Below are 26,257 nucleotides of genomic sequence, written 5' to 3' on the forward strand. Positions count from 1 at the left end.
CGGCTATCTTTGGCTCTTATTTCGGCGCTGATAGGCTTGAGGCGTTGCCCGCCCTCCTCACCTTCGGGGACATGCGCAAAGCGCTCACAGCCCCGTTTCTGTGCGATGAAAGGGCATTCACGCCATTGCTGCGCCATGCAGAATGGCACCTCTACGCCGTTTCTCATTTCCCCCGCACCTTCACCCTCAGGAAACTGAGCGACTCGTTAAAACCCCGTTTCTGCGCAAACCACGGGGGTTCCCGCCCGAGGCGTAAGATGTCACGGGTCATTGCCTCAGCTTGGCTGCACCTCCCCACGTCCTTCATGCTTTCTCGGCGCGAAACGCGCCACCTCATTGCACAGCCATGTCCAAGAGGTAACGGACAGAGTATTTTCCGGTATGGAGGGGAGAGGTGCGATGGAATTAGTTATGCATATATTAATTGAAAAATGCTTCCAGCTCTGCATGGTGGTGTCCGAAAAAAATGGTCCCTCAACTGGAAAACCAGTTTTCCCAGTGTGCTCAATGGGCTGAGGGGCCTGCTAGGTGTCCGAGCAGAATCATCTGATTTTATGCAACCACGTATCCCAGTCGCCATCCTCGTTCGAGTCTCCACCTCTAAGCAGGAGGTGGCTCGCCAGATTTCAGAACTTGAAGCAGTGGCGGAGGTCAATGGCTGGGAGGTTGTTGAGACCTTGCAGGAGACAGTCTCTGGAAACGCCAACCTTGAGGACCGGCCTGCCCTCAGGCGGATTGTCCAGCTTGGCGACACCGGGAAGATCAAAAAACTGCTTGTACACGAAGTCTCACGTCTCAGCCGTCGCCCATCCGTAGCACTGACTTTTGTGGAGGTGCTCGAAGGGCTGAAGGTCTCTGTTTACTGGTTGGCTCAGAACGTCGAGACCCTCCTGCCAAACGGGAAGAGGAACCCCTCTGCCGCCATCATGCTTGCCCTGCTAGCGGAGATGGCCAAGGCGGAGCGTGAGACGCTGCGGGAACGTATTCTCTCCGGTCTGGAACTGGCAAAGCAGAAGGGCACCAAGCTGGGCAGGCCTGTTGGTTCATCCATGAATCGTGAAACCTACCTCCAGAAGCATCAGAGGATTGTACGGCTGCTTCGTCAGGGCATGAGCATTCGGTATTCTGCCAGCATAGCAGGAGTGGACAAGGCGACGGTCTGCCGGGTGAAAAAGATGGTGGATGCTCAGGCTCAGACTGTCCGTGGCATCCACCATGGATAAAATGAATGGCTGGCAATCACCTGCATCCAGCCAGTTTACCATTCAACTTGGCGGTGTTTCACGCTGCTCCCACTTTACGGAGCAGTTCCCATAGATCAGCGTGGTTGAGGAGGATGTTTTTCAGGCCCCGCCGCACCACTTCAGAATTCAGCGCTTTGGTGCTCATAGAGGTGTGAGCATCCAGCGCTTCGACAATGGCGTTTTCCAGCTCCTTGTCCAAGTCGGGTGACGTAGCAAACTGCTCCTTGGTGTTATTTGCAGCCTGCTGCCTGAGCGTCTCAGATTCCAGCATCTTGCCACGAATGACGTGGTTCACGTAAACGAGTTGGTCCTGCTCGGTGGTTTCAGCGCCAAAGAGATCATTCAGCTTTTCGATCAGCTCGGCCATGTACACCTTCGTCTTCTCCTGTACGCTGCCAGCGCCTGCCTCAGTGATGGGTGCCAGCTTCGGGGTCTCTCCTTCGTTCAAAGGCATCGCCTGCTTGCCTTTATTGCTCAGCTTGTGGCGGATGAGCTGGACTTTGGAAAGGTCAATCCCTTCACGTTCACGGCCAAACTCCAGCAGTGGCAGCAGGCGCTTGTAGAAGATGGCACGTTTCTCGATGGCCGTGTTGCCATAGTCGAAGATTTGAGAAAGGAAGGTGTATAGGCGGATATAGGTCCCCATGTCCGCCTTGAATAATATCAGAGCCACCAATTCATCCTGTGCGGCGTCGATGCCCTTCCGGTCGTTTTGCTCCTTCGCGACTTTGAGCGCCTCCTTTGTTATCCTGTAGCGCTTCATCAGACGATCTTCCACCGGGGCTATAGCAGCCACCAGTTCACTCTGCTTCGCGCCACTGAGTTCAGCCTTCACCACACGATCCACCTCGAAGTCATCGTAATGACCGGCAGCATCCAGCTTGGCACGGAGATTGAAGACGAGGTTCGGGTCCGTCGTCGCAGTGAGTTCAGCCGTGGTGTAGTAAGTTTTGAAGGCTTCGAGCACCTCCGCCGCTTCATTCACAAAATCCAACACGTAGGTCGTGTCCTTGCCGGGATGGGCTCGGTTCAGGCGGGAGAGGGTCTGCACGGCCTGAATCCCAGCAAGGCGCTTGTCCACGTACATCCCGCAGAGCAGTGGTTGGTCGAAACCCGTCTGGAACTTGTTCGCCACCAGCAGGATTTGATATTCGTCACCTTTGAAGGCCTCCCGGATGTCACGGCCTTTGAGGTTCGTGTTCAAGGTCTTGCTGGTCTCAGTGAAGCTATCTGGGCCACTGTCACTATCGTTCACCTCACCGGAAAAGGCCACCAAGCTGCCAATCTTGTACCCCTGATCGGTGATGAACTTGTCGATGGCGAGTTTCCAGCGCACGGCCTCCACACGACTGCCGACCACCACCATCGCCTTGGCTTTGCCATTGAGGAGCGGGGCCACAAACTCGCGGTAGTGCTCCACCACGATCTGCACCTTCTGCGCGATGTTATAGGGATGCAGCCGAACCCACCCCATAATGCCCTTCATGGCCGCACTGCGTTCGACCTCCTTCTCGTCGTAGTCCTTGCCTTCGTGGGCCAGTTTAAAAGCCAGCTTGTAGGTCGTGTAGTTTTTCAGCACGTCGAGGATGAACCCCTCTTCAATGGCCTGCCGCATAGAATACACATGAAAAGGCCTCGGCAGCCCATCTTCTCCCTTGGTCCCAAACAGTTCCAGCGTCTTCGTCTTCGGTGTTGCAGTGAATGCCACGAAGGTGATGCCATTCTCCCCGGCGCGTGCTGCCATTTGCGCGGACAGAATGTCCTCTGTGCTCACCTCGCCACCATCGTTCAGTTCGGCAATCTCCTCCGGTGACAGCACGGCCTTCAGCTTTGAGGCTGCCTCGCCTGTCTGTGAGCTGTGCGCCTCGTCAGCTATAACAGCAAAGCGTTTCCCCTTCGTCGCTGCCAGCTCGCGCACGGCTTCGAGAGCAAAAGGAAAGGTCTGAATCGTACAGACGACGATCTTCTTGGAGCCATCCAGCGCCTCAGCCAGCTTGCTGCTCTTGCTCCCATCCTTGTTCGTGATCGTTGCCACCACACCGCTGGTACGCTCGAAGTCAAAGATGGCCTCCTGAAGCTGGGTGTCGATCACATTGCGGTCGGACACCACCAGCACTGTATCAAAAATTTTGTTATTCTTCTCATCATGGAGTTCAGCAAGAAAATGTGATGCCCATGCGATGCTATTGGTCTTACCGCTGCCTGCACTGTGCTGGACGAGATACTTGCCCCCTGCTCCATCATGAAGCACAGCAGCTTGCAAATCACGGGTCACATCGAGCTGGTGGAAACGAGGGAAGATGATCTGCTCGATCTGCTTCTTCTTGTCACGCTTGGCGATCATGTAACGCCCGATGATTTCCAGCCAGCTTTCCCGTTCCCAGACCTTTTCCCACAGGTAGGCGGTACGGTGCCCGCCCTGTTTGTTGATCGGGTTCCCTGCCGCACCATCACTGCCTTGGTTGAAAGGAAGAAAGCGCGTAGCCTTGCCCTCCAGCTTCGTCACCATCGCCACCTCGCTGTTGCTCACAGCAAAGTGTACGAGCGCCCCGTTGGGGAAGTTCAGAAGCGGCTCTGGGTTCTGCCCCTTGGGGTTTGGATCACGGTCAAAGCGGTATTGGTCGATGGCATCACCGATGCTTTGCGTGAAGTCCGTCTTGAGTTCCACCGTTGCCACTGGCATGCCGTTTAGGAAGAGGACGAGGTCGATGCTGTTTTCACTGTGCAACGAGTACCGCACCTGCCGCACCGCCCGCAGCCGGTTTGCGGCGTAGCGCGCTAGGATTTCTGGGTTGATGGCCAGAGCTGGTTTGAACTCTGTCAGCTTTAGCGTCTGTTTTAAACCTAGGAGTTCAATGCCATGCCGCAGAACATCCAGCGTACCGCGTTGGCCGATCTGGTCTCGGAGACGGTTCAGCAAAGTCTCCTCCGCCTTCGCTCCATGATTCTTGGTCAGCGTCTCCCATGCCTTCGGCTGTGTTTCTTGCACCCAAGCCACCACATCGGCAGGGAAGAGAGCGCGGGCACGGTCATAGCTGGCAGTATCGTCTTTGGCATAGAACCAGCCATGCTGCGACAGGTGCTCACAAATCTCGGTCTCGAAGCTGATTTCTTTGTGCAGGCTCATGGTGAATTACAGCTTCAGTTCAAGGATTGGTTTCTTCAACGCCGCTTCAAGGAGGATCAATGAATCAATGATGCGATCCTGCATGGCTGGCCATTCAGATTCGGGGGACTTCCAGCCACCCGGCAGCTCCTTGCAGATTCGGCAGCCCTGCCGTCCCGGCAGCTCTTGCCAGTCCAGTGGGCCTCCAAAGGACTTCTCAATGTCCTCCCTCTTTGCCAGCAGTGCTTGGAAGGCTGCCTTGCTTTTTTCTTCGCCAGTGGGATGGCGGATATAACATTCAATCTGCCCTTGGGTTTTAACAAGTGCGGCGGTCAGTGTAAACCCGCTCCTACCAATGCCTGCCGAAAACCAATGGGCGTCAGTCGTGGTACGGTTCGCCAGCAGTTTGGTCTTGGCTTTTGAGCGCTCAATGAGTTGTGCCCAGAACTTCCGAAAAACCTCCTGACGCAAGCCCTCTGCTTTTCGCTTCTCCTTCTCCTGCGCCCGCACCTTCACCTCATAGTCTGTTGCTTCAGGCAGGGGTATGATCTGTGTGGCATCAATGAGCACCTCGTTTCCCATCTTGTAGGGCCGGATACGGATGCAGGTGATGTCCAGCTCTCGCTTGTTAAGCCATAAGACAGCGGTGGTCAGCTCGGTGGAAAAATCGGCAGAAACCAGCACGATCCGCACCTCTCCTGTGAGTTCGGCATCCTCTTCAGAATCGAGCTGCAAAAAGTCCAGCACTTCACTGCGGGCCACTTCAATGTCGCTGCCAGTGGTATCAGCATGCGCCTTGATCACCTGCTCTAGGGTCATGCTCGACACCATCGCCGCATAACGGATCGCTTGAAGCTCCATGTGCCCACCATCCTCGGTGCGCTTGATCTCCACCACCACCAACCCGGCTCCCTTGCTCAGACACAGCAGGTCAATGCGCCTATTGCTGTCCTCCCAGTTGCCATACTCCTCAGCGATCACCATCAAGTCATCACCTATAGGTGAGATGTCTTGACGCAGCAGTCGCTGCAAATCCTTACGTTCCAGCAAGCTCTCTGCCGCAAACGTTGTGCGAGGAACGGGTTCGAGTTTGTCAGTGGTGACACGAAAGAGGCTCATTGGAAAATTGAATCGGGTTAGGTGTGAGGCTGCTGCACTACTTCGTTGGCAGATGCCAGCTCAGCTCGGGCTTGCTCGTACGCCCTTTCAAGCAGAGCGATGTGAGTCCTGATGCCCTCACAGACGGATGCCACCGTTTCCTCTATCCGCGTCTCGATGAGTGTTGCGAGGCGTTTATCGTCTATCGGATGCTCAATCAAGTTGTGCCAACCTGTTGGCCACTCGGTGCCGTCCCACAGAACATGTGGGTTAGCCTTGTGGTGGCCTGCAAGCTCAGGTGCTTTGAGTAGTTGGTCCATGCGGTTCAAGAGGTTCCGCTGCCCCTCGGTTAGAGGTGGCTTGCCAAACTTGGATTCAGCCCCGACCATAAAGCCTTCCCACTTGGATATGTGCTCTACCCAGATTTCAAATGGCGCATCTAGCAACGGGCTGGATGGGGGCGGCGTGATGATGAGCGCTCCATTGTCATGACTTCCAAAACTTTTCTGGCCGAGATCAGGACGCAGCCGCACTCGGAAACCATCACCCATGCCGTTAATGATGCCCTCGGCCAGCCTGTCCATAAAAGCCACGCGGGCTCCACCAATCCCGGCAAGAATCTGCTGCCAGTAACGGATGATGTCGGGGTTATCGTAAATGAACTCTGTGACGTTTTTCATGAAAGCGGTATCCAGTGTCTGGCCGGTGAGCTGGCGTACCACCTCGCGGTATTGTAGCAGCACTTGGTTGATGGGAATGAAGCGGTAGGTCGCTCGCAGACACTTCTCCAGCCAAGCCATGACGTGCTGTGCGTATGAGATGCGTAGGTAGGAGGCGGTGCCGTGTGTCGTGGCGGGTTTGCCGTCCAGCGTGAGAAACAGAAGTCGCCAGTCCGCATGGCGGCTTCGGGTCAGGTAGCGGGAATAGCGGGTCAGTTGATCCGCCTGTTCTACAGCATAGACCTTGTTCTCGATGGCGATGCCGCAGCCTGCTGTTTCGAGTAGTAGGTCAATCTGTCCTTCCTCCACGGATGCCTCCTTCTCCACCACCCACTTGGCAGCTTGCGGCGTCGGTTTCCACGTCACTGGATCACCTGCATGATCCAGCGCTGGGGTCTCCTCCAGTGTGGCGAAAAACAAGTCAAGGAACAAGGGGCCGCAGTCATGGGTGCCATCGGGGTTGAGCAGGTTGCGGATAAAACGTGTGTGCAGCCGCACTTCGTCATGAGCGCTCAGCAGTGTAGTGAACACGTTGAAACGCTCGTGTGTCACCTTGGCTTGTGCCTCTGCACGATTCTGGGCATCATGAAGTCGCTTGGTGAGCGTCAGGAGAGGTTGAAAAAATGGAAAGGCAGGGGCGCTCATCGTTTGACCCCTTAGGGTTCAGGTTTTTCTAGCATCATCAAATTGCTCCCAAGCACCAGCGGCGGTTGATGGTGGCGGGCGAATAGCTCGCTGCGAAGGCTGCTCCAGAAACAGTTGAGCGCGGCGAAGGAGCATCGTGAGATGGGATCAAGCATGTCATCGTAACCAGTGCGTTCGATCTGCACACCTATGCGCCAGATGCATTGCAGCAGTACCAGCGGGTGTGCTTGTTGCAGGGGCATGAAGTTGTCATTTTCGGCGGGGTTGAGTACCGTTTCCATCACGTCCTGATGAGTCAGTCCCAGCACGTCAAGCTGAGTCTCAAAACCACCCGCTGCTGCCATACGGTTCACCCACTCCATGACCACAATCACGGCTGGGTCTTCGGGCAAATCAGCCGGGTCACTGCTTCGCCAAAACTGCCGCATTGAGATAGCGCCATGGATGGTGTCCGCCAGTGGTGGAGCCTCATGCAGAGCCGGGTCCGGCAGTTCGATGAGGACGGGTGGCACATAAACAGGATGGCTCTCGTCGGGATGATTTTGCTCATGCTGCAATGCACTGCGCAGGGCCGCATAAACGCCCAAGATCGCCAAAGCCAGCGCAGAGGGACTGCCATCAGGATTCTCCCCTTCCCAGCGGTCTCGCAAATAACTGCGTTGGAGGCCAAAAAGAATGAGCCACAGCTCCAGAGAGCACTTCGGCAATGGCTCCTTACGTTTCAGATAGCCCATCCAGATCGGATTTCCCCACGCCATCAGGTCAAGGATGTCAGGCCTTTGAAGGGCTATCTCATAGCCATCAATGAGCAGAGCCAGTTCCTCAACCTCTGTCCAAGTGGGATTCTCCGGCAACGCGGAGAAGTCCGCCGCCGTCAGCACGCGGCGCAAGCTCGGGGGCAAATCCCGAGGGTGCCTTGGCAGATTCGGATTGCCGAGCGGCACCTTGAGCGTAGGCTTGGAGCGGGAGGTGCGTCTCTTCATCAGGTCTGACATGGAAGGGGTTTCAGGCAGGTGTCAAAGCCTGTTCTCTACGAGAGTGTAGCGTGGATTGCTGTAATGATCTCCTCCTTGAGGGAAGCGGGCTGATCAACATGATGGAAGTCTTTCATCCTTGTCTTTGTTGACCAAACAGTGACGAAAGGTTCGAAATTGTTCTGTCTAAAACGGATGCCGAGACGATTGGCTCTGGTTGATGGCTCGGCCTTTGAACTCAAGTCATAGGCGAGATGGATCTCATGATTTGCAATGGTGTTTTCTGACGGTCTGCCAGCCAAGTTACACTCCAATTCTTGAATTTGGATGCCGCCATTTTCACAGGTGACACGCACAAAGGCGTCCAGTTCTGACCGAAGTTGACGCCAAGCTTTCGCGCAATCTTGTTCTTTCAACGATGGGACAATGTGAGATCGGGAGAGCACCGGCAGCGGAGGTACGGGTACGGGAGCGGGCATCTTGCCCAGCGTTGGCAACGGGATGCCGGGAGGGAGGATTTGTGGATGAGCACCATCGCGCATCCGAAAACTCAAACTTTGCATAGGTGCTCTTACAACAGCCACGCCGAAGCGTTGGCAGATGTTTTGATCCATCAGATGTATGTGATGCGCCACGTACCTACTTGCCCAATGGGCTGCATGGGCGTCGATCATTAGTTCTCCGGCTGGTGTGATTCGAACAGGATATATCGTGGGGTCCAAGTCTGTCGGTTTAATCAAATACTGGCCGGGCGGGAATGCCTTGGCCGTCTCCTCTACCTTGCCCTCGGGGTCCAACCCTCTCTGGTGAACGATCTTGTTGCGGAGTTCGCAGATGATTTCAACCTCGTTGCACCAAGGCACACACAGAATATCACGAAGGGCAACTCGGACGTTGACATCGCTTTGCCTCTGTATCCTGAGACGGGCAATAGCTTTCTGCGCGTCCCCTTTGGGCTGTAGGTTCTGTGAGACCCTGTGCCATTGGACTGAGTCGGCGGTCAGTATTTCTGCGAGTATGTTCTGGCAGTAGGTGTTAAATGTGTCACCAGCATGGGCAATCTGCCGGAAGGTTAGGTACTTCTCCACTTCACCAAAAAAGCGGCAGTTGGGGTGCTGATCTGGTGGTCCAAGCTTTGGGTCCCAAATGCAGCCCCGAATAATACCGCCGAGGTGGTTAGTATCAGTCAACTCTCGTATCGCTTCCTGAGCATGGTTGGAAATACCATTCATGCTGGAATCTCCTTCGAGTTGAGCTGGCGTACGTCGATCTGCCCCGTCACAGCAGCGGAGATCAACGCTGTTCGTCGCTCTTGCAGCAGGTCGATGGCTCGCTGGGCTTCACCCATTAGGGCATCGTATTTTTGGGCCTCAAAATCAAGAAATTTTACAATTTGCCGCTGCTCTTCGACGGGTGGGCAAGGGAAGCGGTATCGGCGAAGCTGTTCGCCAGTGAGGTGAGGAATAGTCGCTGTTCCGCCCGCCAAAACCACACCGCTTTCGACTGCGTACCGCATGCAGTAATAAAGGAAACGTGGCATTTCGTTATTTGACCATGGTCGCAAACGGTGAAGTGCTTTCTGAAATGCGCAGCGCTCTAGCTCACCCTGCCAGATCGACGTTTGTCCAACACCGGCTCCACCTTCGCATATTAGCAAGTCACCGGCACGCAGCAGGCATCGTTCTTCCTCCTCTGGAGTGACATCAAAGGTTGGGAGATCGCTGATATTGATTCTGTCCCAGTTCACGTCAGCATTGCGGAGGTAGCTGACTGGGTGTTCTCCAGTTTTGTGCTTCTCATCTACCATTTTCCCCAAGACCGCCTGATAGCGGAGAAAAAGAGGCTGAACCGACCAATGCTTTGGCACATCGCCTAACCATTCGATGCCTGAGGGTTTGAGGGGAGCGGCGGTATTGAGACCACGGGTAACAGCGTTAGAGATGACGGCCTGTCGTTTCTCTTTCAGCAGCTCCATCAGCCGCCGCTGCTCCGCCACCAACTCATCAATCCCCCCCGTCTCCCGGTCCAAAAACTCAGCGATGGCGATTTGCTCGGCTGGCGGGATAACGGGAACACGAATCTCCCCGAACTGCTCGAAGCTGATGTTCTTTCCGTCACGTATCCCTTCCGTTTTGGACTGCAAAGCTTCGATGTAGCCTTTTGACTTTAAGAGGTAACGCCACAGACCTCCCTCAACCGCCGCCGTCGGACGCAAGACGGTATAGGCGGGGCTTACACAGCCGGAGTATTCGCTGCGCTCGATACCGCCTTGGAAGCTGCGAAGGCTGATCACGAAATCGCCAGCTTCGACGTGCTTAAAGTTGTCGATTCCGCTCAATGCCAACGTGACCTTTTGATCCTGCATCTCCATGAAAAGCTTCTGCGGGACGACACCATATTTTTGCGTGGCCGACAGTTGCTCATCACTCGGCAGCCCCGGCTCACGCTTTTGCTGAAACAAGCGACGACCGGCTATGACATCCCAATGCTCTGGCACCTGTCCAATCCATTCTACACCGCTGTCTTTGTAGCGGGGATAGCGTGAGAAACTCACTTCGTAAGCCCTCCAATCATGGCGAGGATGCGGTCAGTGACGCCTTTCAGTTCGGCGTCGATTTCAGAGAGGGGACGCGGGGGCTGAAAGACGTAGAAGTGGCGGTTGAAGGGAATTTCGTATCCGACTTTTGTCTTGTCATGGTCGATCCAAGCATCAGCAGCGTGGGGTAGCACTTCCCGTTTGAAATAAGTTTCCACCTCTTCGCTGAGCGGCACGTTCTCAGTGTCGCGCAGGGTGGAGTCGGGGATGGGCTGGCCTTTGGTCTTGCCCTTGGTGCCGAGCACGATCTTACCCTTCGCATCACGCTCGGGGCGTTCGATGGTGATGGTTCGGTAGCCGAAGGCTTCGTTCTGGAAAATGCGGGAGATGGGCACACCGTCGCGGGTGACTTCGTTGAAGTTGCCGAAGAGCCGGGTGATGTCCTCGATGTGCTCGGAGCTGAGTTCCTTGCGTTTGCTGCCAAGGCTCTTGCGCATCTTTTGCCAGAAGGAGGAAGCGTCGATGAGCTGTACCTTGCCTTTGCGAGCTGCGGGTTTCCGGTTGCTGACGATCCAAACATAAGTGCTGATGCCGGTGTTATAAAACATGTCGGTTGGCAGGCCGATGATGGCCTCGACGAGATCGTTCTCCAGCACGTAGCGACGAATCTCGCTCTCGCCGCTGCCCGCGCCCCCGGTGAAGAGGGGTGAGCCATTGAGGACGATGCCGAAGCGGCTGCCGCCATCCACTGCGGGGCGCATCTTGGAGATAAGATGCATGAGGAATAACAGCGAGCCATCGCTTACACGGGGGAGGCCGGGACCAAAGCGGCCATTGAAGCCCTGCTGCTCGGCTTCTTTTCGTATCTCCTTTTCGATCTTCTTCCACTCGACACCAAAGGGTGGATTGGAGAGCATGTAATCGAAATGCTTCCCGTGCAGGCCATCGGCAGAGAGGGTGTTGCCAAAGACAATGTTGGAGATGTCCTGCCCCTTGATCAGCATGTCTGCCTTGCAGATGGCGTATGACTCGGGATTCAGCTCCTGCCCATACATGACAAGGCGGGCTCTTGGATTTATTTCAGCAAGGTGCTCCTCTGCAACGCTCAACATCCCGCCTGTGCCAGCGGTGGGATCGTAGAGGCTGCGCACAACACCGGGCTTTGTGAGTGCCTCATCATCCTTAATGAAGAGGAGGTTCACCATAAGGCGGATGACTTCGCGGGGGGTGAAGTGTTCCCCGGCAGTCTCATTGGAAAGCTCGGCAAACTTGCGGATCAGCTCCTCAAACACTGCACCCATCTGAGCATTGCTGACACCCTCGGGGTGCAGGTCGATGTTCTTGAACTTCTCGGTGATGAGGTAGAGCAGGCCGGTTTTTTCCAGCTTGTCGATCTGGGCGATGAATTCAAAACTCTCAAAAATGTCCCGCACATTAGCGGAGAAGGCATCCAGATAAGCACGTAGGTACACGCCGATATTGGCGCTGTCTCCCATGAGTTCAGTCAGCCCCTTCGGATAGACGTTATAAAAAAGCTGGCCTGATTGACGCAGCAGGAATGGCTCAGGGTTCAGCCCCGCCTTCTCACGGATTTCTTTTTCCTTCAGCACGGCGGGCCGGGTGGCTTCCAGTACGCAGTCCAGACGCCGCAGCACGGTGAACGGCAGAATCACTTTTCCATACTCCGATTGTTTGTAGTCGCCACGAAGGAGGTCAGCGACTGACCAGAGGAAGGAGGAGAGGTTGGGATCGGCCATGGAGGTGTCAGATGTGGGCGGGGAGTGTGTGCAAAAACTGAAATACAACAGAACGCAGGCGCTCGTCAGGTAATTCTTCACCTCCCCCTGCGAGATGGAGAACCGCAGCCTTAAGGATGCTGATTCCTCTACGGGTTATTCATTCCCGGCAGATGCGGCTTCATCAGCTCTTCAAGCCAGCTTGAAAGACTGATTCCCAGCTTCTTGACGTGAGGTTTGGCATGTTTCAGCACCTGTTTGTCAAAGGTGAGCGTGGTACGCACCCGCTTTTCAGCCCCCATGAGCTTTGGGCCTCTTCTGGTCGGCTCTTTTTTTGCTGTTTTGGATTTCGGCATGGAAATAGATGCATAACCAATTGCACTTGAAATCAAGCAAAAGCTGTGTTATATGTAGGATGGTTCAAAACGATCTCCTCCACCATCGTAGCGTTCGCCTCATCTCCAATATCACCGGAGGGCTGGTAGCACTTCTGGCCGCTGGCGCTTTTGCTCTCTCCTTCTCTGCTCTGAGCGAGCTGGCCTCAGCAAACGGCGTGTCAGTCAGTCTGACATGGATTTGGCCGCTCATTCTGGATGGTGCCATTGTAGTGTTCTCGATGGCTGTCCTCCGTGCCAGCCTCTATCGGGAGAGCGTCAGATACCCAATGACGCTGGTGGTGTGCGCCACCGGAGCCAGCTTGATTTTCAATCTCGCCCATGCACCTGAAGGCGCTGTGGCAAAGCTGATGGCAGCGGTGCCACCACTGGCCCTCTTTGCAGCCTTTGAACTCGTGGTGCGTCAGATTCGATCAGAGGTCGAGAGGGGCTCATGCCTTGCCAGCCTGAAAGATATGTCTGAACGCCTCGAACATTTGTCCACCCGGAGAGACGCGCTGGAGGGACAAGTTCAGCAAATAACAGCACGACGAGACTCCCTGAAGTTGGAGCTGAAACAGGCCAAGTCCCCATCTGTCCATGCTTTGCTGGACATGGCTAACACTGCCAAGGCTGACAAAATATCAGAACGCTTGACCCTCGTCGCCGACTTGGTCGGTCAGGGGAAGACACCAGCTGAGATCGCCACACATACCGGGGTGTCCGCCAAGACGGTCAAAAGAGACTTGGCTAGGCTGGAGGCAGCTTGAGTCAATATCACCGCGCAGACTTCAAACCAGCGCACCAAACTGCTGTGTGGCCGGTCATTCTGAGCGCTCTGAAGGCTCTGGCTGGCGGGAGGTTTTTTTCGCCATACGCTGCTCTGCTTCAGTGACTACGGATGAAAATGAGGTGCCCAGTCCCATGGCGATCTTTATGGTCAGTTCCAGCGACGGCAGGCGGCGGTTGCTTTCCATCAGGATAATAGCTGTGCGGCTCACTCCTGCGTCAGAAGCCAGCTTCTTCTTGGATAGCCCTAAGCCCTCGCGTTTCTCGCGGAGCACCTCCACGACAAGCGCGACGAGCTTCTTTGAATATCGTGAAACAGCCACCTGCCTAGTTGGTGGCAAAATCTGGTTGACGGAAGTGTATCAGTTGATACACCCTAATCTCACGAGGGACAGGCCAAGACCAAACCCCATTTGTTGTCAGGCTTCCTTCCTCAAAACTGAACCAAACTACGAAAATGAAACAGACGAACGTCTTCCTTGCTCTCACCCTGCTCTGGGCTGGCATCGCAATTGCTGCCGAAACATTCACCTACAAGTGCAGCAATACCACTTGTGCTTACATCCAGACGTTTGGTGCTTCTAGAGGGCAATACAAATGCCCTACATGCAAAAAAGGCCTCATGTGTAGGGTGTTCAAGTGATCTTTGAAACCTCCTGAAGGCGCGACAAGCCTAGGGGCTGCTTCGGCGGAAGTCTGCCTGCGCCAACCGCCCAGCGAAGCCACAAAGCTCTAGGTTGTCATTGGGGAGGAGGTTCCATCCAGCTCGCGACACACCGCTGAGAAACGGCATGATCATCAAATGAAAACTCAGTTTTTTGCTTGGTGATTATTCATAAGCATTTTGACTTGTTATTTGAACCCCCTTGCGATAAAAGGGTGACATCTTCTCTGTCCAGCCGCATCGCGGCACGTTCGGTCAGCAGCGTCTCAACTTCCCGTTTTCGACGAGTTCGGAAATGGAAATCCTGCTTAAAGGCCGATAAAGATGTCATTTCAAACTGCTTCAAACAACTCACTGGTGGATGACTGCCCACCCATCCCCCTCGACAAATTCACTGAGCAAAGTGGTCTCTCACCAGTGACCATTTGGCGGTTTCGTCGGGCAGGCATGCTGAACACCATCAACATCTGCGGGCGGCACTATGTAACTCGTTCCGAGGTCAGGCGATTCAATGAGCGAGCTGCTGCCGGAGAATTCGCGAAGTCACCTGCAAGGCCAAAAGGGAAGAAGAGCAGGCCCAGCCAAGAATGAATTGATATGCCTTTGGTGACAGTGGCTTCGTCGCACCAACTGATGACGCAACAGTGTTTTGCCAAGTTTGCATGCGCCGAGCATCAAGCCGCCGATTCACGAGACACAATGGGAACACCGAAAACCACCTTTGCCGCAGCTTTTTGCCGGTGCTCATCTAACAGGTGCCCGTAAATCTTGCCGATCAGTATCCCGCCATCCTTGTGCCCCAACCATTTCGCGATGGTCATGAAATCAATGCCCGCCATCACACAGACTGAACAGAAGTAGTGCCTTAGATGATGGAACCCACACCAGTGGAGGCCCGCAGCTTCCCTTGCTTTGAGCAGTGACTCGCGGAATGTTTTAGCGGGAAGGTCCACCTTGCCACGTTGAGGTGAGGGGAAGAGCCATATCGAGTCCGGGGCACGCCGCTTCTTCATCGCATCCAGATGTGTCCCCAGTTGTGGGTTGAACTCCACTTTGCGCTGCTCACCGTTTTTAGACTGACCATCTGCACCGATTTTCACCCATCGTGCATCAAGGTCCACGTCAGACCACTGAATACGCAGAGCCTCCTTCTCACGCGCACCGCTGAAGGCAAGGAAACGCAGGTAATCCACCAGTTGAACACCATTCTTGGAACAAGTGCCCGCCGCCTCAATCAGGCTGTCAAACTCCGTTGGTGTGATCAACCTTTTTTCAGGTGAAGGGGCAGCCTTGAGAGCCTTGAAGGCAGGCAACTTTTGCAGATGTCCGTCATCCATGGCCGCGTTGAGCACGTTGCGTAACATGAGCACGTCAAGATTCGCGGTGCGCTCTGAAACAGCTTTGAGCACGCGCCCGCCAAACGTGCCCCCCTTCAAACGAGCATCCACAAAACCGGCGATCAATGAAGTCTCAATTCGATCAACACGAACATGCCCGAGCCATGATTTCCACCGTCCAACCGCCTGCTTCTCGTTCTCCAGAGTGCCAGCCCGTTTTTTGTTGACGGTGGCTTTTGAAAAATAGACCTCCGCATAGTCGCTGAACGTCGGCTTGCGTCCCGCTTTTGGGAGTTCATTCTGACGCCGGACACTGCGCAGGACTTCCATCGACTCCTTGGCCTCGATGAGATTTTGCACCGGCACCTTGTCAGCAGTCAGCAGAGGAAAGCGCCGGGCGGTTTTCTTTCCATCACCACGATCTGCCCAGAGCTGGGCATAATATCGGCCATTGCGGATATAAAGACCCGGAACCCGCCTGTTGCGCGAATCTCGAACGGTGGTAAAGCTAGGACGATGTTTGGTTGTGCTAGAGTTTGTGCCAGAGAGCACATCGGAAGAAGCGCCAACGGCTGTGCCTACGGGCAAAGCGGGTTTGCTCTTCATTTCGTTGCGTTTCATTGCCTTACACTAGCACAAACGCTAGCACAAAGTCAACTTTGGACGAGAAGCACCCCACGCAACTCGTTCATTTTCAGGTAAGCCGGAGTGGCGGAATTGGTAGACGCGCCAGACTTAGGATCTGGTTGGGAAACTAGTGCAGGTTCGAGTCCTGTCTCCGGCACTTGCGAAGGGGGGGCTGCGCTGTGGCGCTGACAAAAAATCACATTGAACAAAGCCGGCCTTGCTCGCATCTTATCTTCGCCATGGTATTCCTTCCCAAGCGCATCCTTGCTTCACTGGCCGTTCTGGTCGTGGGATGTGCGCAGGTGTTTGGGATGCAGCGCGGGTTTGTTTGTGACCACCAGGGAATCAGGGTGGAGACAACTGCGGAGCACTGCCATCACGAATCCGAGACCGGGTTTGTTTCCTGCGCTGAGGATGCACATGAGGAGGATGGTGAGCATGAGGACACGGAGCATCATGCGCCATTGACGGTGGATTTGCAGGCCGGCACCGCTGGCCTGACGGCGGTTTCCATCCCGGCCTTTGTAGCCGTCTTGGTGGCGGAGATTCCAATGCATGAGTGGGTGCTGATTGAAGGCCTCACGGTGAATGAAATGATGAAGATTCCGCTGGATACTGGGGGCGAGAGTCCACCGCCTGCGGCTTTGCAGGTGGCACGTTGCATGGTGATTTTGGTTTGAGAGAAGTGTGCGCCGCCGTCCACGACTGACGGCTGAGGTGCTTGTGTTTTTCCGCTGGTCCAGGGCATGGCGTGGCCATGCCTGCAAATTTCAAACCACCATGCTTTCCATGTTTCGCTCTTCTCTTTTGTGTATCTCCTTGATGCTGGCAGCCGCCGCCACGGCCCCTGCCCTGACGCTTTCGCTTGCCGACATTGGACCGAAGGTACGCACTTCGCACCCCACTCTCAAAGCCGCGCGGCTCGCGGTGGCGGAGGCGCAGGGCCGTCAGCTCGGCTCTGGCAGGCTTTCGAATCCGTCATTTGGCTACGCTCTTCAAAACCAGAGCAAGGTGAGCCCGCAAACCGGGGTGTTTTCCATCGATCAGGCGTTTCCCATCACCCGCAGGCTGAGCCTGGAAAAGAAACTCAGTTCGCAGATGGTGGGGGCGGCGGAGCTGGAGGTGCGGGATGCGGAACGTCGCTTGATCGCGGAGGCGCAGAGCCTTGCCGTGCAATTGATGTCGCTCACCCAGCAGCGTGTTTTGCGGAAACAGCAGACCGCGCTGGCCACGAAGCTTTCTGAGTTTGTGCGCGGGCGAGCGAAGGTGGGGGAGATTTCCGCTCTGGATGCCGCCCAGGCCCAGGTGGATGCGCAGCGACTGCTGCTGGAGACACGGAAGCTGGAAACGACCAGCATCAGCCTGATGGGCCAGCTCAAACCCATGCTGGGTCTGCCGCCTGAGGAGGCATTGAATCTCTCGGGCAATCTGCCGGAACTGGCCGTTCCTGGCATGGGTGCGGGCTGGATGCAGCGGGCGGACTACCAACTGGCGCAGACGAAGATCGCCGCAGCCACGACAGACCAGCAACTCGCCAAGGCGCGGCGTTTGCCGGATGTGAAAGCCGGGGTGTTTGCCTCGCGGGAAATGCAGGATGTGACGCCGACCTACCGCCAGTACACGGGCTACTATGGCTTCAGCATTTCCATCCCGCTGCCGTTCTGGAATCGCAATCAGGGAGAGATCGCCGAGAAGGCCGCGAGTGCGGAGCGTGCATTGCTGGAAAGAGAAGCGCTGGGCAAACAGATCATCAGCGAAGCCGAAACGGCCCGCCTCGAAATGCAGGCCAATGCCGACCTGGCGCATGAAACGCGGGACAAACTGCTGCCGCTGGTCATTGAGCAGACGGACAAGCTGGAAAAAGCCTACGAGCAGGGGCAGACCAATCTGCTGACCATCCTGCGTGCGCGTGAGCAACGCCTGCAACTGGAGGCTGCGGCGCTGGATGCCGTGCGTGATTTCCATCTGGCGCGCATCCGCTATGAAGCGGCCACTGGCAAGCATGCGCCAGCAGGTGCAGCCACCTCATCCACGCCAGCCAAACGCTGACTTGCAACATCCAATTCTGACCAACCTTTTTATGATACGTTCCTTTTCCCGACTGATCCTCTGCCTCGCTGTGTCTGGCATGGCGCATGCCGAGGGTGACTCCAAACGCGCTGCCAACACGGTGGTGCTGGATGAAACCGGGGTGAAAAATCTCCGTATCGAAACCGTGGAGGTGGAGGAGATGGACTTTGAGGCCACCATCTTTTCCCTGGGCCGCATCGAGGCCATCCCGAGCAAGGTGGCTGCGGTGAGCACTCGTATTTCAGGGCGCATTGTGGAGCTGAAGGTCGCCCCGGGGGACACGGTGAAGAAGGATGACGAGGTGGCGAAGATCGAGAGCCGCATGCCGGGTGATCCGCCTCCGGTGATACCGCTGAAGGCTCCGCTGGCAGGCATGGTGACGCGTGTGGATGCGCGGCTGGGAGATCCGCTGGACCCGGAGAAGGCGCTGCTGGAAATAACCGATCTCAGTGAAGTCTATGCCGTGGCGCGTGTACCGGAACATCAGGCCGGACGCATGAAGCCGGGCACGGAGGCGCACATCAAGGTGGCGGCCCTGCCCAATGAGAAATTCAAAGGTGAACTGCTGCGCTTTGGCACGAGTGCAGACAAGGAGAGCGGTACCATTGATGCGATCTTCCGCCTGACGAATCCGGGCGGGCTGCTGCGGGCGGGCATGCGCGCGGAGTTCTCCATTGTGATGAGCAAGCGGAGCGATGTGGTGAGCGTGCCGCGCGCGGCGCTGCAGGGCGAATCGAGCAACCGCTTTGTCTATGTAAAGGACTTTGATCTGCCGAATGCTTTTATCAAAACGCAGGTGCAGGTGGGAGAGATCAATGACCGCTTTGTGGAGATCACCAGCGGCCTGCTGCCTGCAGATGAAGTGGTGACGCGCGGTGCATATTCCCTGTCCTTTGCAGGAGCTAGCAGCGTCTCGCTCAAAGAGGCGCTGGATGCGGCGCACGGCCATGAGCATGCGGAAGACGGCTCCGAGCTGACTCCAGAGAAGAAGGCCGCGATGGAGGGGAAAAAAGGCGGAGCGGCGCATGAGCATGAGGAGGAAGGCTCCAGCCCAATGTGGATGTATGCCTCCATCGTACTTTTTGTGCTGCTGCTCATCTCGCTCTTTTCCAAAAAGCGCGGGCTTGGCGAGGAGGATGCCGCTGCTGCGAAACCCACTGAGAAGGAGGCGCAGTAGCCATGCTGAATAAGTTGATTCATTGGTCGCTCGCGAATCGCGCGGTCATCATTGGGGTGTCTCTGATCCTGATGGTGATGGGCCTGCGCACGGCCACGGAGCTGCCAGTGGAGGTGCTGCCGGATTTGACAAAGCCGACGGTGATCATTCTCACCGAATCACCGGGGCTCGCGCCGGAGGAGGTGGAGATTCGTGTCACGCAGCCCATGGAAAGCGCCCTGATGGGTGTGGCGGGGCTGACGCGGCTGAGGTCGAACTCGGATGTGTCGCTCTCACTCGTCTATGCCGAATTCGGCTGGGACACGGACATCTACAAGGCGCGCATGCTGGTACAGGAGCGGCTGCAAAGCGTGCGCGGCCAGTTGCCGCCCGGCGTGCAGCCATTCATGACGCCGGTGGCTTCGCTGATGGGTGAGATCCTGCTGGTGGGTGTGCGGTCAACGACGAAGGAAGGCGAGCCCGGGCACATCCCACCGCGTGAGGTACGATCTCTGGCGGACTGGACGATCAAGCGCCGGCTGCAGAGCATCTCCGGCATCGCCGAAATCCTGAACATGGGCGGCGGCATCAAGCAGATCGAGATCCAGCCTGACCCCTATAAAATGCAAGCCAATGGCATCAGCTATGATGAGCTGGAACGTGCGGCGGCCGAAGCAGCGAACACGACGACAGGCGGCTTTCTCAACACGGGGCCCACCGAGATCATGGTGCGCAATCTGGCGATGACGGTGGAGCTCAACGACATCGCGCGGACGATCATCAAGAAGATCAATGACCGCCCGATAGCCATCGGTGATGTGGCGAATGTCAGATGGGGCATCGAGCCGATGCGCGGGGACGCCACGGTGAGCCAGGCCCCGGAGAAGTCGCCGACGTATGGCGTCATCATGTCCATCACGAAGGCGCCGGGCTTTGACACGCGCAAGCTGACGGAGCAGATCAAGCAGGCGCTGGATGAACTGCAGGCCACCTTTCCCAAAGGCGTGGAAACCACGCTGCTGTTTCAGCAAAAAGATTTCATCGATCATGCCATCGGCAATCTGACGGAAGCCATCCGTGACGGGGCCATCATGGTGACGCTGGTGCTGTTTTTGTTTCTGCTGAACTTCCGCACCACCTTCATCACGCTGATGGCCATGCCGCTGTCCTTTGGCATCACGCTGCTGATCTTCAAATGGTTCGGCATCAGCGTGAACTCGATGACGCTCGGCGGCCTAGCAGTCGCCATCGGCATGGTGGTGGATGATGCAATTGTGGATGTGGAGAACGTGTTCCGCCGGCTGCGGGAAAATGCGGCGCTGACGAAACCGCATCCAAAACTGCAGGTGATCGCGAAAGCTTCGGGCGAGGTGCGGAACTCCATCTTTTACGCCACCATTCTCATCATCCTCGTCTTCCTGCCGCTGCTGGGGCTGACGGGTGTGGAGGGGAAGCTCTTCGCACCGATTGCCATTGCGACGATCATTTCGATGATCGCCTCGTTCATCGTTTCACTCACGGCCATTCCGGTGCTGTGCTCGATGCTGCTGAACCCCGCCTCAGGGCATGCGCACAAAGACGGCTTCATCACGCGCAGCATGAAACGGCTGCTGGAGCGCACGCTGCTGCGCTTTGCGCTGGATCAGCCGCTCATCGTGCTCACACTGGCGGCGGTGCTGCTGATCGTTTCGTTCCTGCTGTATCCGCAGATGAACAAGGACTTCCTGCCGAAGTTCCAGGAGGAAACAGCACTCGTGGCCGCGACCACCGCGCCAGGCACTTCGCTGGAGGAGATGAACAAAATCTCCGACGTGATCGAGCAGCAGATCCTCACCGTGCCAGAGGTTCGCAAGGTGGGAAGGCGTCTGGGCCGTGCGGAGCGTGGCGACCATGTGGTGCCCGTCTCGACTGCGGAGTTCGATGTGGATTTCCGCGAGATCGAAGGCGAGCACGCGGGCCAGAGCCGCAGCCGCAAAGAGATCCTGGATGACATCTCGAAGAAGATCAAAACGGTGCCAGGTGTCTTTGCAATCGTGGGTGGTCCGTTGGCCGACCGCATCGGCCATATGATGAGCGGTGTGTCCGCGCCTGTGGCGGTGAAGATCTTCGGCCCTGATCTCGACAAGCTGCGGCAGCTTGGCATCGAGATCCAGAGCATCGCCAAAGCCATCCCGGGATTTCAAGACTGCAAACTCGACCAGACTTCCTCCATCCCGCAGCTCCGCATCGAGGCGGATCGTGATCGTGCGAAGGCGTATGGCATTGCGCCGGGCAAGCTGAATGACCAGCTCTCCAGCCTCATTGGCGGCAAAGCAGTGGCAGAACTGCGCGAAGGACAGCGGCGCGTGAATCTGGTGATGCGGCTGCCGGTGGAGTGGCGTGATTCGCCGGACAAGATCGCCGAACTGCCCATCGAGATGCAAGACGAGGGCGATGGTCGGCACTTGCAACGCATCCCTTTGTCACTGGTGGCCGATGTGCGCGAAGCCAAGGGACCGAACGTCATCTTTCGTGAGAACAGCCAGCGGCGTTTCGCGCTGGCCATCAAACCCACGGTGCGGGATGTGTCGAACCTCGTCGTGAGATTGCGGGATGAAGTCACGGCGAAGATAAAACTGCCTGAAGGCTACTTCATCACCTTTGAGGGCGAATTCCAGGCGCAGCAGGAGGCCACGCAGCGCATCGCGCTGTTTTCAGCCATCGTGTTCGTGGCGGTCTTCCTGATGCTATACGGGTACTTTCGCAGTGCTTCACTGGCGTTGCAGGTATTGGTCAACATCCCGCTGGCGCTCATGGGCGGGCTGGCGTTCACGTATTTAAAGCTGAACAACATCAGCATCGCCACGCTGGTGGGCTTCATCGCCGTGGGAGGAGTGGCGGCGCGCAATGGCATCATGATGATCAGCCACTACCTGCACCTCATGACTCATGAGGGTGAAGGCTTCACGCGGAAGATGATCATTCGCGGCACGCTGGAGCGACTGGTGCCGGTGCTCATGACGGCGCTTTCCGCAGGCATCGGTCTTATTCCGCTGGTGCTGGCGGCGGATCAGCCGGGGAAAGAAATCCTGCATCCTGTGGCCGTCGTGATCGTGGGCGGTCTCATCTCCTCCACCTTTCTCGACATGGCGATCACGCCCGCGATGTTTTGGCTGCTTGGCCGCAAAGCCGCCGCGAGAGCCATCGAAAATGAAGCCCCTGCATCTCACTGAATTTCCAGCGAGGCCAGGCATCCAAGCCTGAGCCACCAAGATAAAACCAAACCAAACAAGAACACTGACATCTTATGAAAAAACTGCTCACCACCCTGCTGACACTCGCACTGGCCTTCACCGCCAATGCTGCCGACAAAGACAAGCACGACCACGAAACCAAGGCTGGTCCTACCGGCGGAAGGCTCATCACGGAGGTGGAACCCCACGTGGAGTTCTTCGTGAACAAGGACAAGAAGGTGGAAATTCGCTTCATCAATGACGACAACAAAGTCGTCGCTCCTGGAGAGCAAGTCATCAGCGTCACGCTCGGTGAACGCTCGGCACCGACGAAGCTGAGCTTTGCCAAAGAAGGCGACAAGCTGATTTCTGACAAGGTCATCCCTGAAGGCAACGACCTCCCCACCGTGGTGCAGATCCGCGCGAAGGAAGGCGCCAAGGCCGTGAATGAGAAGTTCAATCTCAACCTGGAGCAATGCCCGACCTGCAAGAACAAGGAATATGCCTGCACCTGCGCGCATGGCGATGAGGCGAAGAAGTAGCATGCCGCGAATCACAGCCACGGCATGGACATGCCGTGCTATAATTTCACCTTCATCATCATGAAAAAGATCCTCCTTCTCTTGGCCATGCTGCTCGCTCTTTGCGGCAGCCTGCATGCGCACGGGCGCTTCATCTTCAGCCCAAGCGGTGGTCGCATCCTGGCGATTGATTCCGTGAGCACACCGAATGCAGAATTCAACGTCAGCGCGGATCGTCGCTTTGAAATCACCTTTCTGGACAAGGATCGCAAACCCATCGCGATTGGTGAGCGCAAGCTAGTCGTCACTGCGGGTGACCGCAGCTCGGCGAAGAAACTCAGCGTCGAAACCCATGGCGAAACACTGGTGACGGAGACCGCGCCTGCAGGGGACGATTACTACGTCATCATGCAGTTGCGCGAACCTGGAGCGTCGAAGTCCATCCCCTTCCGGCTGCACTTCAACACGGCTGTGTGCAGCGAGTGCAAGAAGCCCGAATGGCAGTGCGACTGCGGCAGTCAGAAGAGCGGCAAGAACGTGGAAGTCCCTGCGGAACTCGCCGGCCTGTGGGCGGAGATCAACCAGCACACGGAAGAACTTCACGAAGGCACCGCCGACAAAAGGTATGAGGCCATCGATGAAGTCACCGAGGCATTCCCGGTGCTGGCTTCCGCTCTGCCGGGCAAGACGGATGCACCCAAGCAGGCTGAAGCAGGAAAGCTGGTGAATGCATTGAAGGCCGCGCTCAATGGCGTGCGTGATGCTTTCGCTGCGCGCAAACCAGCGGAGGCGGCTCCGCATCTGGACGAGGTGGATAAAACTCTCGCGCAGCTCAAGGCGCTGTACCCCGCCGAGGTCGCCAATGCGAAGCTCAAGGAATAATGCTATAATCGTGCGGGCCTGTTCCTTGTTCCAGCGAAAACCGCTCCAGTAAAGTCCAGGCATGACGCCCCTGGATTCAGCATCGTCATGAGGGTGATGAAACACTTCCATCATGACCGCTTTCACGTTTCATCCCATAAAAAAAAGGCCTGCCGGAGAGCTTTCGTTCTCCGGCAGGCCGTGTCTTCACCCTGGATTAGCGATGGCTGGAATGACCGCCAAAATTGAAATGAAATCCTGGCCAGCGGGAGGGTCCAGCATTGCTGCCATGTCCATGCCCATGGCCATGACTGTGGCTCACTGGGCGGCAGTTATGGCTGACGATGCGATAGCCAAAGATGGGATGACCGTGGCGATCGCGGCCAACGACGACGCGTTCGCGATACACCGCAGTGCCGCAGGATCTGCAGTTGTTCGCGAAGCTGCGGCTGGAGTGGTGGCCGTCAAAGGCCTGCGAACTGGAAGGAGCGAAAACAGCCAGACTGGCGGTAACAGCAATGAGGGTGAAGAGTTTTTTCATGATGAGAGGAGGTTTGCTTTTGATTTGTTGCCGCATTCTAACGGCGTGTTCATGAGACGCGGAGCGGCTGCGCGTATTCGAGATTCATCCAACTATTTTCATCGCACACGCGAATCCCCGCAAAGGAACAGACACGAGGACCTTCGTTTCGCACGACTGTTTGGAAAGGCCGCCTGCCAGACATCTGGCACAACTCGGGCGCTTCTCTCTGCATTCTGCCTCCACGCTCACGATTTAATCACACTCTCATATGATCACCCCCAAGGCCCATGACTCTGAATCCCACGCCTCAGAGCATGGACATGATCATGCGCATGATCACAGCCAGACTGCGCCTGAAAGCATCGCTCTCAATCCTGATGCCAAGGGGGATGAACAGACAATTCTTCGGATTGCCGGGATGGACTGTGCGGATGAAGTCGCGGCGCTGGAGCAGGTGCTGAGACCGCTCAAGGGTGTGCGTGAGGTGCGGGTGAACTTGATGGGTGGCAAGGTCACGCTTTTGCATGAGGCAAGCTTGACAACGGCGCAGCTGATCAGCGCCATCGGCACCACCGGCATGAAGGCGGCGCTGGATGGTGAAGCAGCGGCCGACCTGGAAGGCGCGAAACGGGTACGGCAGATCGCGGTCGCCGTCTCGGGTGTGAGCCTCGGCCTGGGCATGCTCATTGAGTGGTTCAAAGTCGGGCCAGGGTGGAGCGCGGATGTGGGATATGCGGTGGCGATCATTGCAGGCGGATGGTTCACCGTGCCGAAGGCATGGCGTGCGCTGCGGCGGCTGGCGCTGGACATGAATGTGCTGATGACCGTGGCCGTGGCGGGAGCGCTGATGATCAACCAATGGTCGGAAGGTGCGGCGGTGACCTTCCTGTTTGCCCTGTCCGAATTGCTCGAAGCCTACAGTCTTGCCCGTGCACGCAAGGCGGTGCAGGCGCTGATGCAGCTGACGCCGGAGACTGCGCTACTGAAAGAGGGCGACGAGTTTCGTGAAGTGCCCGTTGCGGAGGTGGTCGTGGGTGCCACCATCGCGGTGAAGTCCGGCGCGCGCATCCCACTGGATGGTGAGGTGGTGAAAGGAAACTCCGCCGTCAATCAAGCGCCCATCACGGGGGAGTCGATGCCAGTGGAGAAAAAGCCCGGCGATGGCGTGTTTGCAGGCACCATCAATGGATCAGGATCGCTGGATGTACGCACCACCAAGGCGAGCAGCGACAGCATGCTGGCGAAGATCATTCATTTGGTGGAGGAGGCGCAGTCGCAGAAGGCCCCATCTCAGCGCTTTGTGGATGTGTTTGCCCGGTGGTACACGCCTGTGGTGATGGTCGCCGCAGTGCTCGTCATGCTGCTGCCGCCGCTGTTCTTCGGTGGTGTGTGGCTCGCGTGGTTTTATCGCGCTCTGGTGCTGCTCGTCATCGCCTGCCCTTGCGCGCTGGTGATTTCGACACCGGTGTCCGTGGTCTCCGGCTTGACGGCCATGGCGCGGCGCGGGGTGCTCATCAAAGGCGGTGCGGTGCTGGAGGCGGTGGGCAAACTCAAGGCGCTGTGCGTGGACAAGACGGGCACCATCACGGAAGGCAAACCGCGCGTAACGCATGTCATCCTGGTGAGCTCCAAGGATGAAACGGAGATCATCCGCATCGCCGCTGCCATCGACACGCACTCAGAACATCCGCTGGCGCAGGCTGTGGTGATTTATGCGAAGGACAGGAAGGATAGCCGCGCCATCAAGTTCACGCAAAAATGACAAAGGTTTGCGCAAATAGCCCGCTTTGAGCAGCCTGTCTGCACCCGCCTTGCAGGCTTCATGCAGGCCATTTCCCCTCCGGTGTAAGCCGCAAACCAGAATAACCCAGTTCCACAGGAGAAATGACCCACTTTCCGGTGCCCCAGTCTCTCCAGCGGCTCTATAGGCCGAATTGAAAGAGGATTTAGGCGCTTTTGAGGGCGTTATACGGGCCAGCGGCCCTCGGGGCAGCTCTCCCCAGCCGCCCACAGTCTGCGGCAGGCGCAGGCGGCGCGAATGCTGGCACAGGAGCCCCTGCCACCG

Annotated in this window: 20 protein-coding genes and 1 tRNA gene; 9 read left to right on the forward strand and 12 right to left on the reverse strand. The window is 56.7% G+C overall.

Going from position 1 to position 26,257, the window contains the following annotated elements:
- The first annotated feature begins 554 nt into the window (after positions 1–554).
- Positions 555–1,223 (forward strand): recombinase family protein, encoded by a 669-nt coding sequence (locus WAW39_RS25735; protein ID WP_422322023.1) that lies wholly within the window; start codon positions 555–557, stop codon positions 1,221–1,223.
- A 58-nt stretch (positions 1,224–1,281) separates the two neighbouring features.
- Here the strand turns inward: WAW39_RS25735 and WAW39_RS25740 are convergent, their stop codons facing one another.
- The 8 genes from WAW39_RS25740 to WAW39_RS25775 all read right to left on the reverse strand — a co-directional run bounded on the left by WAW39_RS25740 (position 1,282) and on the right by WAW39_RS25775 (position 12,414).
- On the reverse strand, positions 1,282–4,371 hold the full coding sequence (locus tag WAW39_RS25740) for a type I restriction endonuclease subunit R (protein ID WP_422322024.1): 3,090 nt from the start codon (positions 4,369–4,371) through the stop codon (positions 1,282–1,284).
- Between the two features lie 6 nt (positions 4,372–4,377).
- Positions 4,378–5,469 carry a DUF4268 domain-containing protein gene (locus WAW39_RS25745; protein WP_422322025.1) on the reverse strand — a complete coding sequence of 364 codons (1,092 nt, stop codon included), beginning with the start codon at positions 5,467–5,469 and terminating at the stop codon, positions 4,378–4,380.
- Positions 5,470–5,486: 17 nt separating this feature from the next.
- Positions 5,487–6,812, reverse strand: coding sequence for a PD-(D/E)XK nuclease family protein (locus WAW39_RS25750; RefSeq protein ID WP_422322026.1), 1,326 nt, complete (start codon positions 6,810–6,812; stop codon positions 5,487–5,489).
- Between the two features lie 11 nt (positions 6,813–6,823).
- Positions 6,824–7,702, reverse strand: coding sequence for a hypothetical protein (locus WAW39_RS25755; RefSeq protein WP_422322027.1), 879 nt, complete (start codon positions 7,700–7,702; stop codon positions 6,824–6,826).
- A gap of 140 nt (positions 7,703–7,842) precedes the next feature.
- Positions 7,843–9,018, reverse strand: a complete 1,176-nt coding sequence (locus WAW39_RS25760) for a hypothetical protein (protein WP_422322028.1) — start codon at positions 9,016–9,018, stop codon at positions 7,843–7,845.
- On the reverse strand, positions 9,015–10,340 hold the full coding sequence (locus tag WAW39_RS25765; RefSeq protein ID WP_422322029.1) for a restriction endonuclease subunit S: 1,326 nt from the start codon (positions 10,338–10,340) through the stop codon (positions 9,015–9,017). The genes WAW39_RS25760 and WAW39_RS25765 overlap by 4 nt, the downstream gene beginning before the upstream one ends.
- On the reverse strand, positions 10,337–12,079 hold the full coding sequence (locus WAW39_RS25770; RefSeq protein WP_422322030.1) for a type I restriction-modification system subunit M: 1,743 nt from the start codon (positions 12,077–12,079) through the stop codon (positions 10,337–10,339). Before WAW39_RS25770 ends, WAW39_RS25765 begins: the two co-directional genes overlap by 4 nt.
- 128 nt (positions 12,080–12,207) lie before the next feature.
- Positions 12,208–12,414, reverse strand: a complete 207-nt coding sequence (locus tag WAW39_RS25775) for a hypothetical protein (protein WP_422322031.1) — start codon at positions 12,412–12,414, stop codon at positions 12,208–12,210.
- Positions 12,415–12,473: 59 nt separating this feature from the next.
- On the opposite strand from WAW39_RS25775, the gene WAW39_RS25780 reads away from it, so the two are divergent.
- Positions 12,474–13,202, forward strand: coding sequence for a DUF2637 domain-containing protein (locus WAW39_RS25780; RefSeq protein WP_422322032.1), 729 nt, complete (start codon positions 12,474–12,476; stop codon positions 13,200–13,202).
- Positions 13,203–13,256: 54 nt separating this feature from the next.
- On the opposite strand, the gene WAW39_RS25785 is transcribed toward WAW39_RS25780, so the two are convergent.
- Positions 13,257–13,544: a helix-turn-helix transcriptional regulator gene (locus tag WAW39_RS25785; protein WP_422322033.1), complete on the reverse strand. Its 288-nt coding sequence runs from the start codon at positions 13,542–13,544 to the stop codon at positions 13,257–13,259.
- 1,015 nt (positions 13,545–14,559) lie between these two features.
- Positions 14,560–15,843: a tyrosine-type recombinase/integrase gene (locus tag WAW39_RS25790; RefSeq protein WP_422322034.1), complete on the reverse strand. Its 1,284-nt coding sequence runs from the start codon at positions 15,841–15,843 to the stop codon at positions 14,560–14,562.
- A gap of 81 nt (positions 15,844–15,924) precedes the next feature.
- On the opposite strand from WAW39_RS25790, the gene WAW39_RS25795 reads away from it, so the two are divergent.
- A tRNA-Leu gene (locus WAW39_RS25795) sits at positions 15,925–16,006 on the forward strand.
- A gap of 112 nt (positions 16,007–16,118) precedes the next feature.
- Here WAW39_RS25795 and WAW39_RS25800 read toward each other — a convergent pair.
- Positions 16,119–16,406: a hypothetical protein gene (locus WAW39_RS25800; RefSeq protein WP_422322035.1), complete on the reverse strand. Its 288-nt coding sequence runs from the start codon at positions 16,404–16,406 to the stop codon at positions 16,119–16,121.
- 232 nt (positions 16,407–16,638) lie between these two features.
- On the opposite strand from WAW39_RS25800, the gene WAW39_RS25805 reads away from it, so the two are divergent.
- The 5 genes from WAW39_RS25805 (at position 16,639) to WAW39_RS25825 (ending at position 23,690) form a co-directional block, all read left to right on the forward strand.
- Positions 16,639–17,898, forward strand: coding sequence for a TolC family protein (locus tag WAW39_RS25805; protein ID WP_422322036.1), 1,260 nt, complete (start codon positions 16,639–16,641; stop codon positions 17,896–17,898).
- A 31-nt stretch (positions 17,899–17,929) separates the two neighbouring features.
- Complete coding sequence (locus WAW39_RS25810) at positions 17,930–19,096, forward strand: efflux RND transporter periplasmic adaptor subunit (protein ID WP_422322037.1); 1,167 nt, start codon at positions 17,930–17,932, stop codon at positions 19,094–19,096.
- A 2-nt stretch (positions 19,097–19,098) separates the two neighbouring features.
- A complete protein-coding gene (locus WAW39_RS25815; RefSeq protein WP_422322038.1) occupies positions 19,099–22,287 on the forward strand; it encodes an efflux RND transporter permease subunit in 3,189 nt (1,062 codons plus the stop codon).
- Between the two features lie 74 nt (positions 22,288–22,361).
- On the forward strand, positions 22,362–22,829 hold the full coding sequence (locus WAW39_RS25820; protein WP_422322039.1) for a hypothetical protein: 468 nt from the start codon (positions 22,362–22,364) through the stop codon (positions 22,827–22,829).
- A 60-nt stretch (positions 22,830–22,889) separates the two neighbouring features.
- Positions 22,890–23,690, forward strand: a complete 801-nt coding sequence (locus tag WAW39_RS25825) for a hypothetical protein (protein WP_422322040.1) — start codon at positions 22,890–22,892, stop codon at positions 23,688–23,690.
- A 196-nt stretch (positions 23,691–23,886) separates the two neighbouring features.
- Here the strand turns inward: WAW39_RS25825 and WAW39_RS25830 are convergent, their stop codons facing one another.
- Positions 23,887–24,210, reverse strand: a complete 324-nt coding sequence (locus WAW39_RS25830) for a hypothetical protein (protein ID WP_422322041.1) — start codon at positions 24,208–24,210, stop codon at positions 23,887–23,889.
- A gap of 250 nt (positions 24,211–24,460) precedes the next feature.
- Here WAW39_RS25830 and WAW39_RS25835 point away from each other — a divergent pair, with 250 nt between their 5' ends.
- Positions 24,461–25,954, forward strand: a complete 1,494-nt coding sequence (locus tag WAW39_RS25835; protein WP_422322042.1) for a heavy metal translocating P-type ATPase — start codon at positions 24,461–24,463, stop codon at positions 25,952–25,954.
- The last annotated feature ends 303 nt before the right edge of the window (positions 25,955–26,257 follow it).

It is taken from the genome of Prosthecobacter sp. (genome assembly GCF_049294395.1).
GTDB lineage: Bacteria > Verrucomicrobiota > Verrucomicrobiia > Verrucomicrobiales > Verrucomicrobiaceae > Prosthecobacter.

Bases quoted from the DNA above. Each gene is read 5' to 3' on its own strand.
- WAW39_RS25735 (WP_422322023.1), top strand. From the start codon at position 555: ATGCAACCACGTATCCCAGTCGCCATCCTCGTTCGAGTCTCCACCTCT.
- WAW39_RS25740 (WP_422322024.1), bottom strand. From the start codon at position 4,371: ATGAGCCTGCACAAAGAAATCAGCTTCGAGACCGAGATTTGTGAGCAC.
- WAW39_RS25745 (WP_422322025.1), bottom strand. From the start codon at position 5,469: ATGAGCCTCTTTCGTGTCACCACTGACAAACTCGAACCCGTTCCTCGC.
- WAW39_RS25750 (WP_422322026.1), bottom strand. From the start codon at position 6,812: ATGAGCGCCCCTGCCTTTCCATTTTTTCAACCTCTCCTGACGCTCACC.
- WAW39_RS25760 (WP_422322028.1), bottom strand. From the start codon at position 9,018: ATGAATGGTATTTCCAACCATGCTCAGGAAGCGATACGAGAGTTGACT.
- WAW39_RS25770 (WP_422322030.1), bottom strand. From the start codon at position 12,079: ATGGCCGATCCCAACCTCTCCTCCTTCCTCTGGTCAGTCGCTGACCTC.
- WAW39_RS25775 (WP_422322031.1), bottom strand. From the start codon at position 12,414: ATGCCGAAATCCAAAACAGCAAAAAAAGAGCCGACCAGAAGAGGCCCA.
- WAW39_RS25780 (WP_422322032.1), top strand. From the start codon at position 12,474: ATGGTTCAAAACGATCTCCTCCACCATCGTAGCGTTCGCCTCATCTCC.
- WAW39_RS25790 (WP_422322034.1), bottom strand. From the start codon at position 15,843: ATGAAACGCAACGAAATGAAGAGCAAACCCGCTTTGCCCGTAGGCACA.
- WAW39_RS25800 (WP_422322035.1), bottom strand. From the start codon at position 16,406: ATGCATTGGAATCTCCGCCACCAAGACGGCTACAAAGGCCGGGATGGA.
- WAW39_RS25805 (WP_422322036.1), top strand. From the start codon at position 16,639: ATGTTTCGCTCTTCTCTTTTGTGTATCTCCTTGATGCTGGCAGCCGCC.
- WAW39_RS25810 (WP_422322037.1), top strand. From the start codon at position 17,930: ATGATACGTTCCTTTTCCCGACTGATCCTCTGCCTCGCTGTGTCTGGC.
- WAW39_RS25815 (WP_422322038.1), top strand. From the start codon at position 19,099: ATGCTGAATAAGTTGATTCATTGGTCGCTCGCGAATCGCGCGGTCATC.
- WAW39_RS25820 (WP_422322039.1), top strand. From the start codon at position 22,362: ATGAAAAAACTGCTCACCACCCTGCTGACACTCGCACTGGCCTTCACC.
- WAW39_RS25825 (WP_422322040.1), top strand. From the start codon at position 22,890: ATGAAAAAGATCCTCCTTCTCTTGGCCATGCTGCTCGCTCTTTGCGGC.
- WAW39_RS25830 (WP_422322041.1), bottom strand. From the start codon at position 24,210: ATGAAAAAACTCTTCACCCTCATTGCTGTTACCGCCAGTCTGGCTGTT.
- WAW39_RS25835 (WP_422322042.1), top strand. From the start codon at position 24,461: ATGATCACCCCCAAGGCCCATGACTCTGAATCCCACGCCTCAGAGCAT.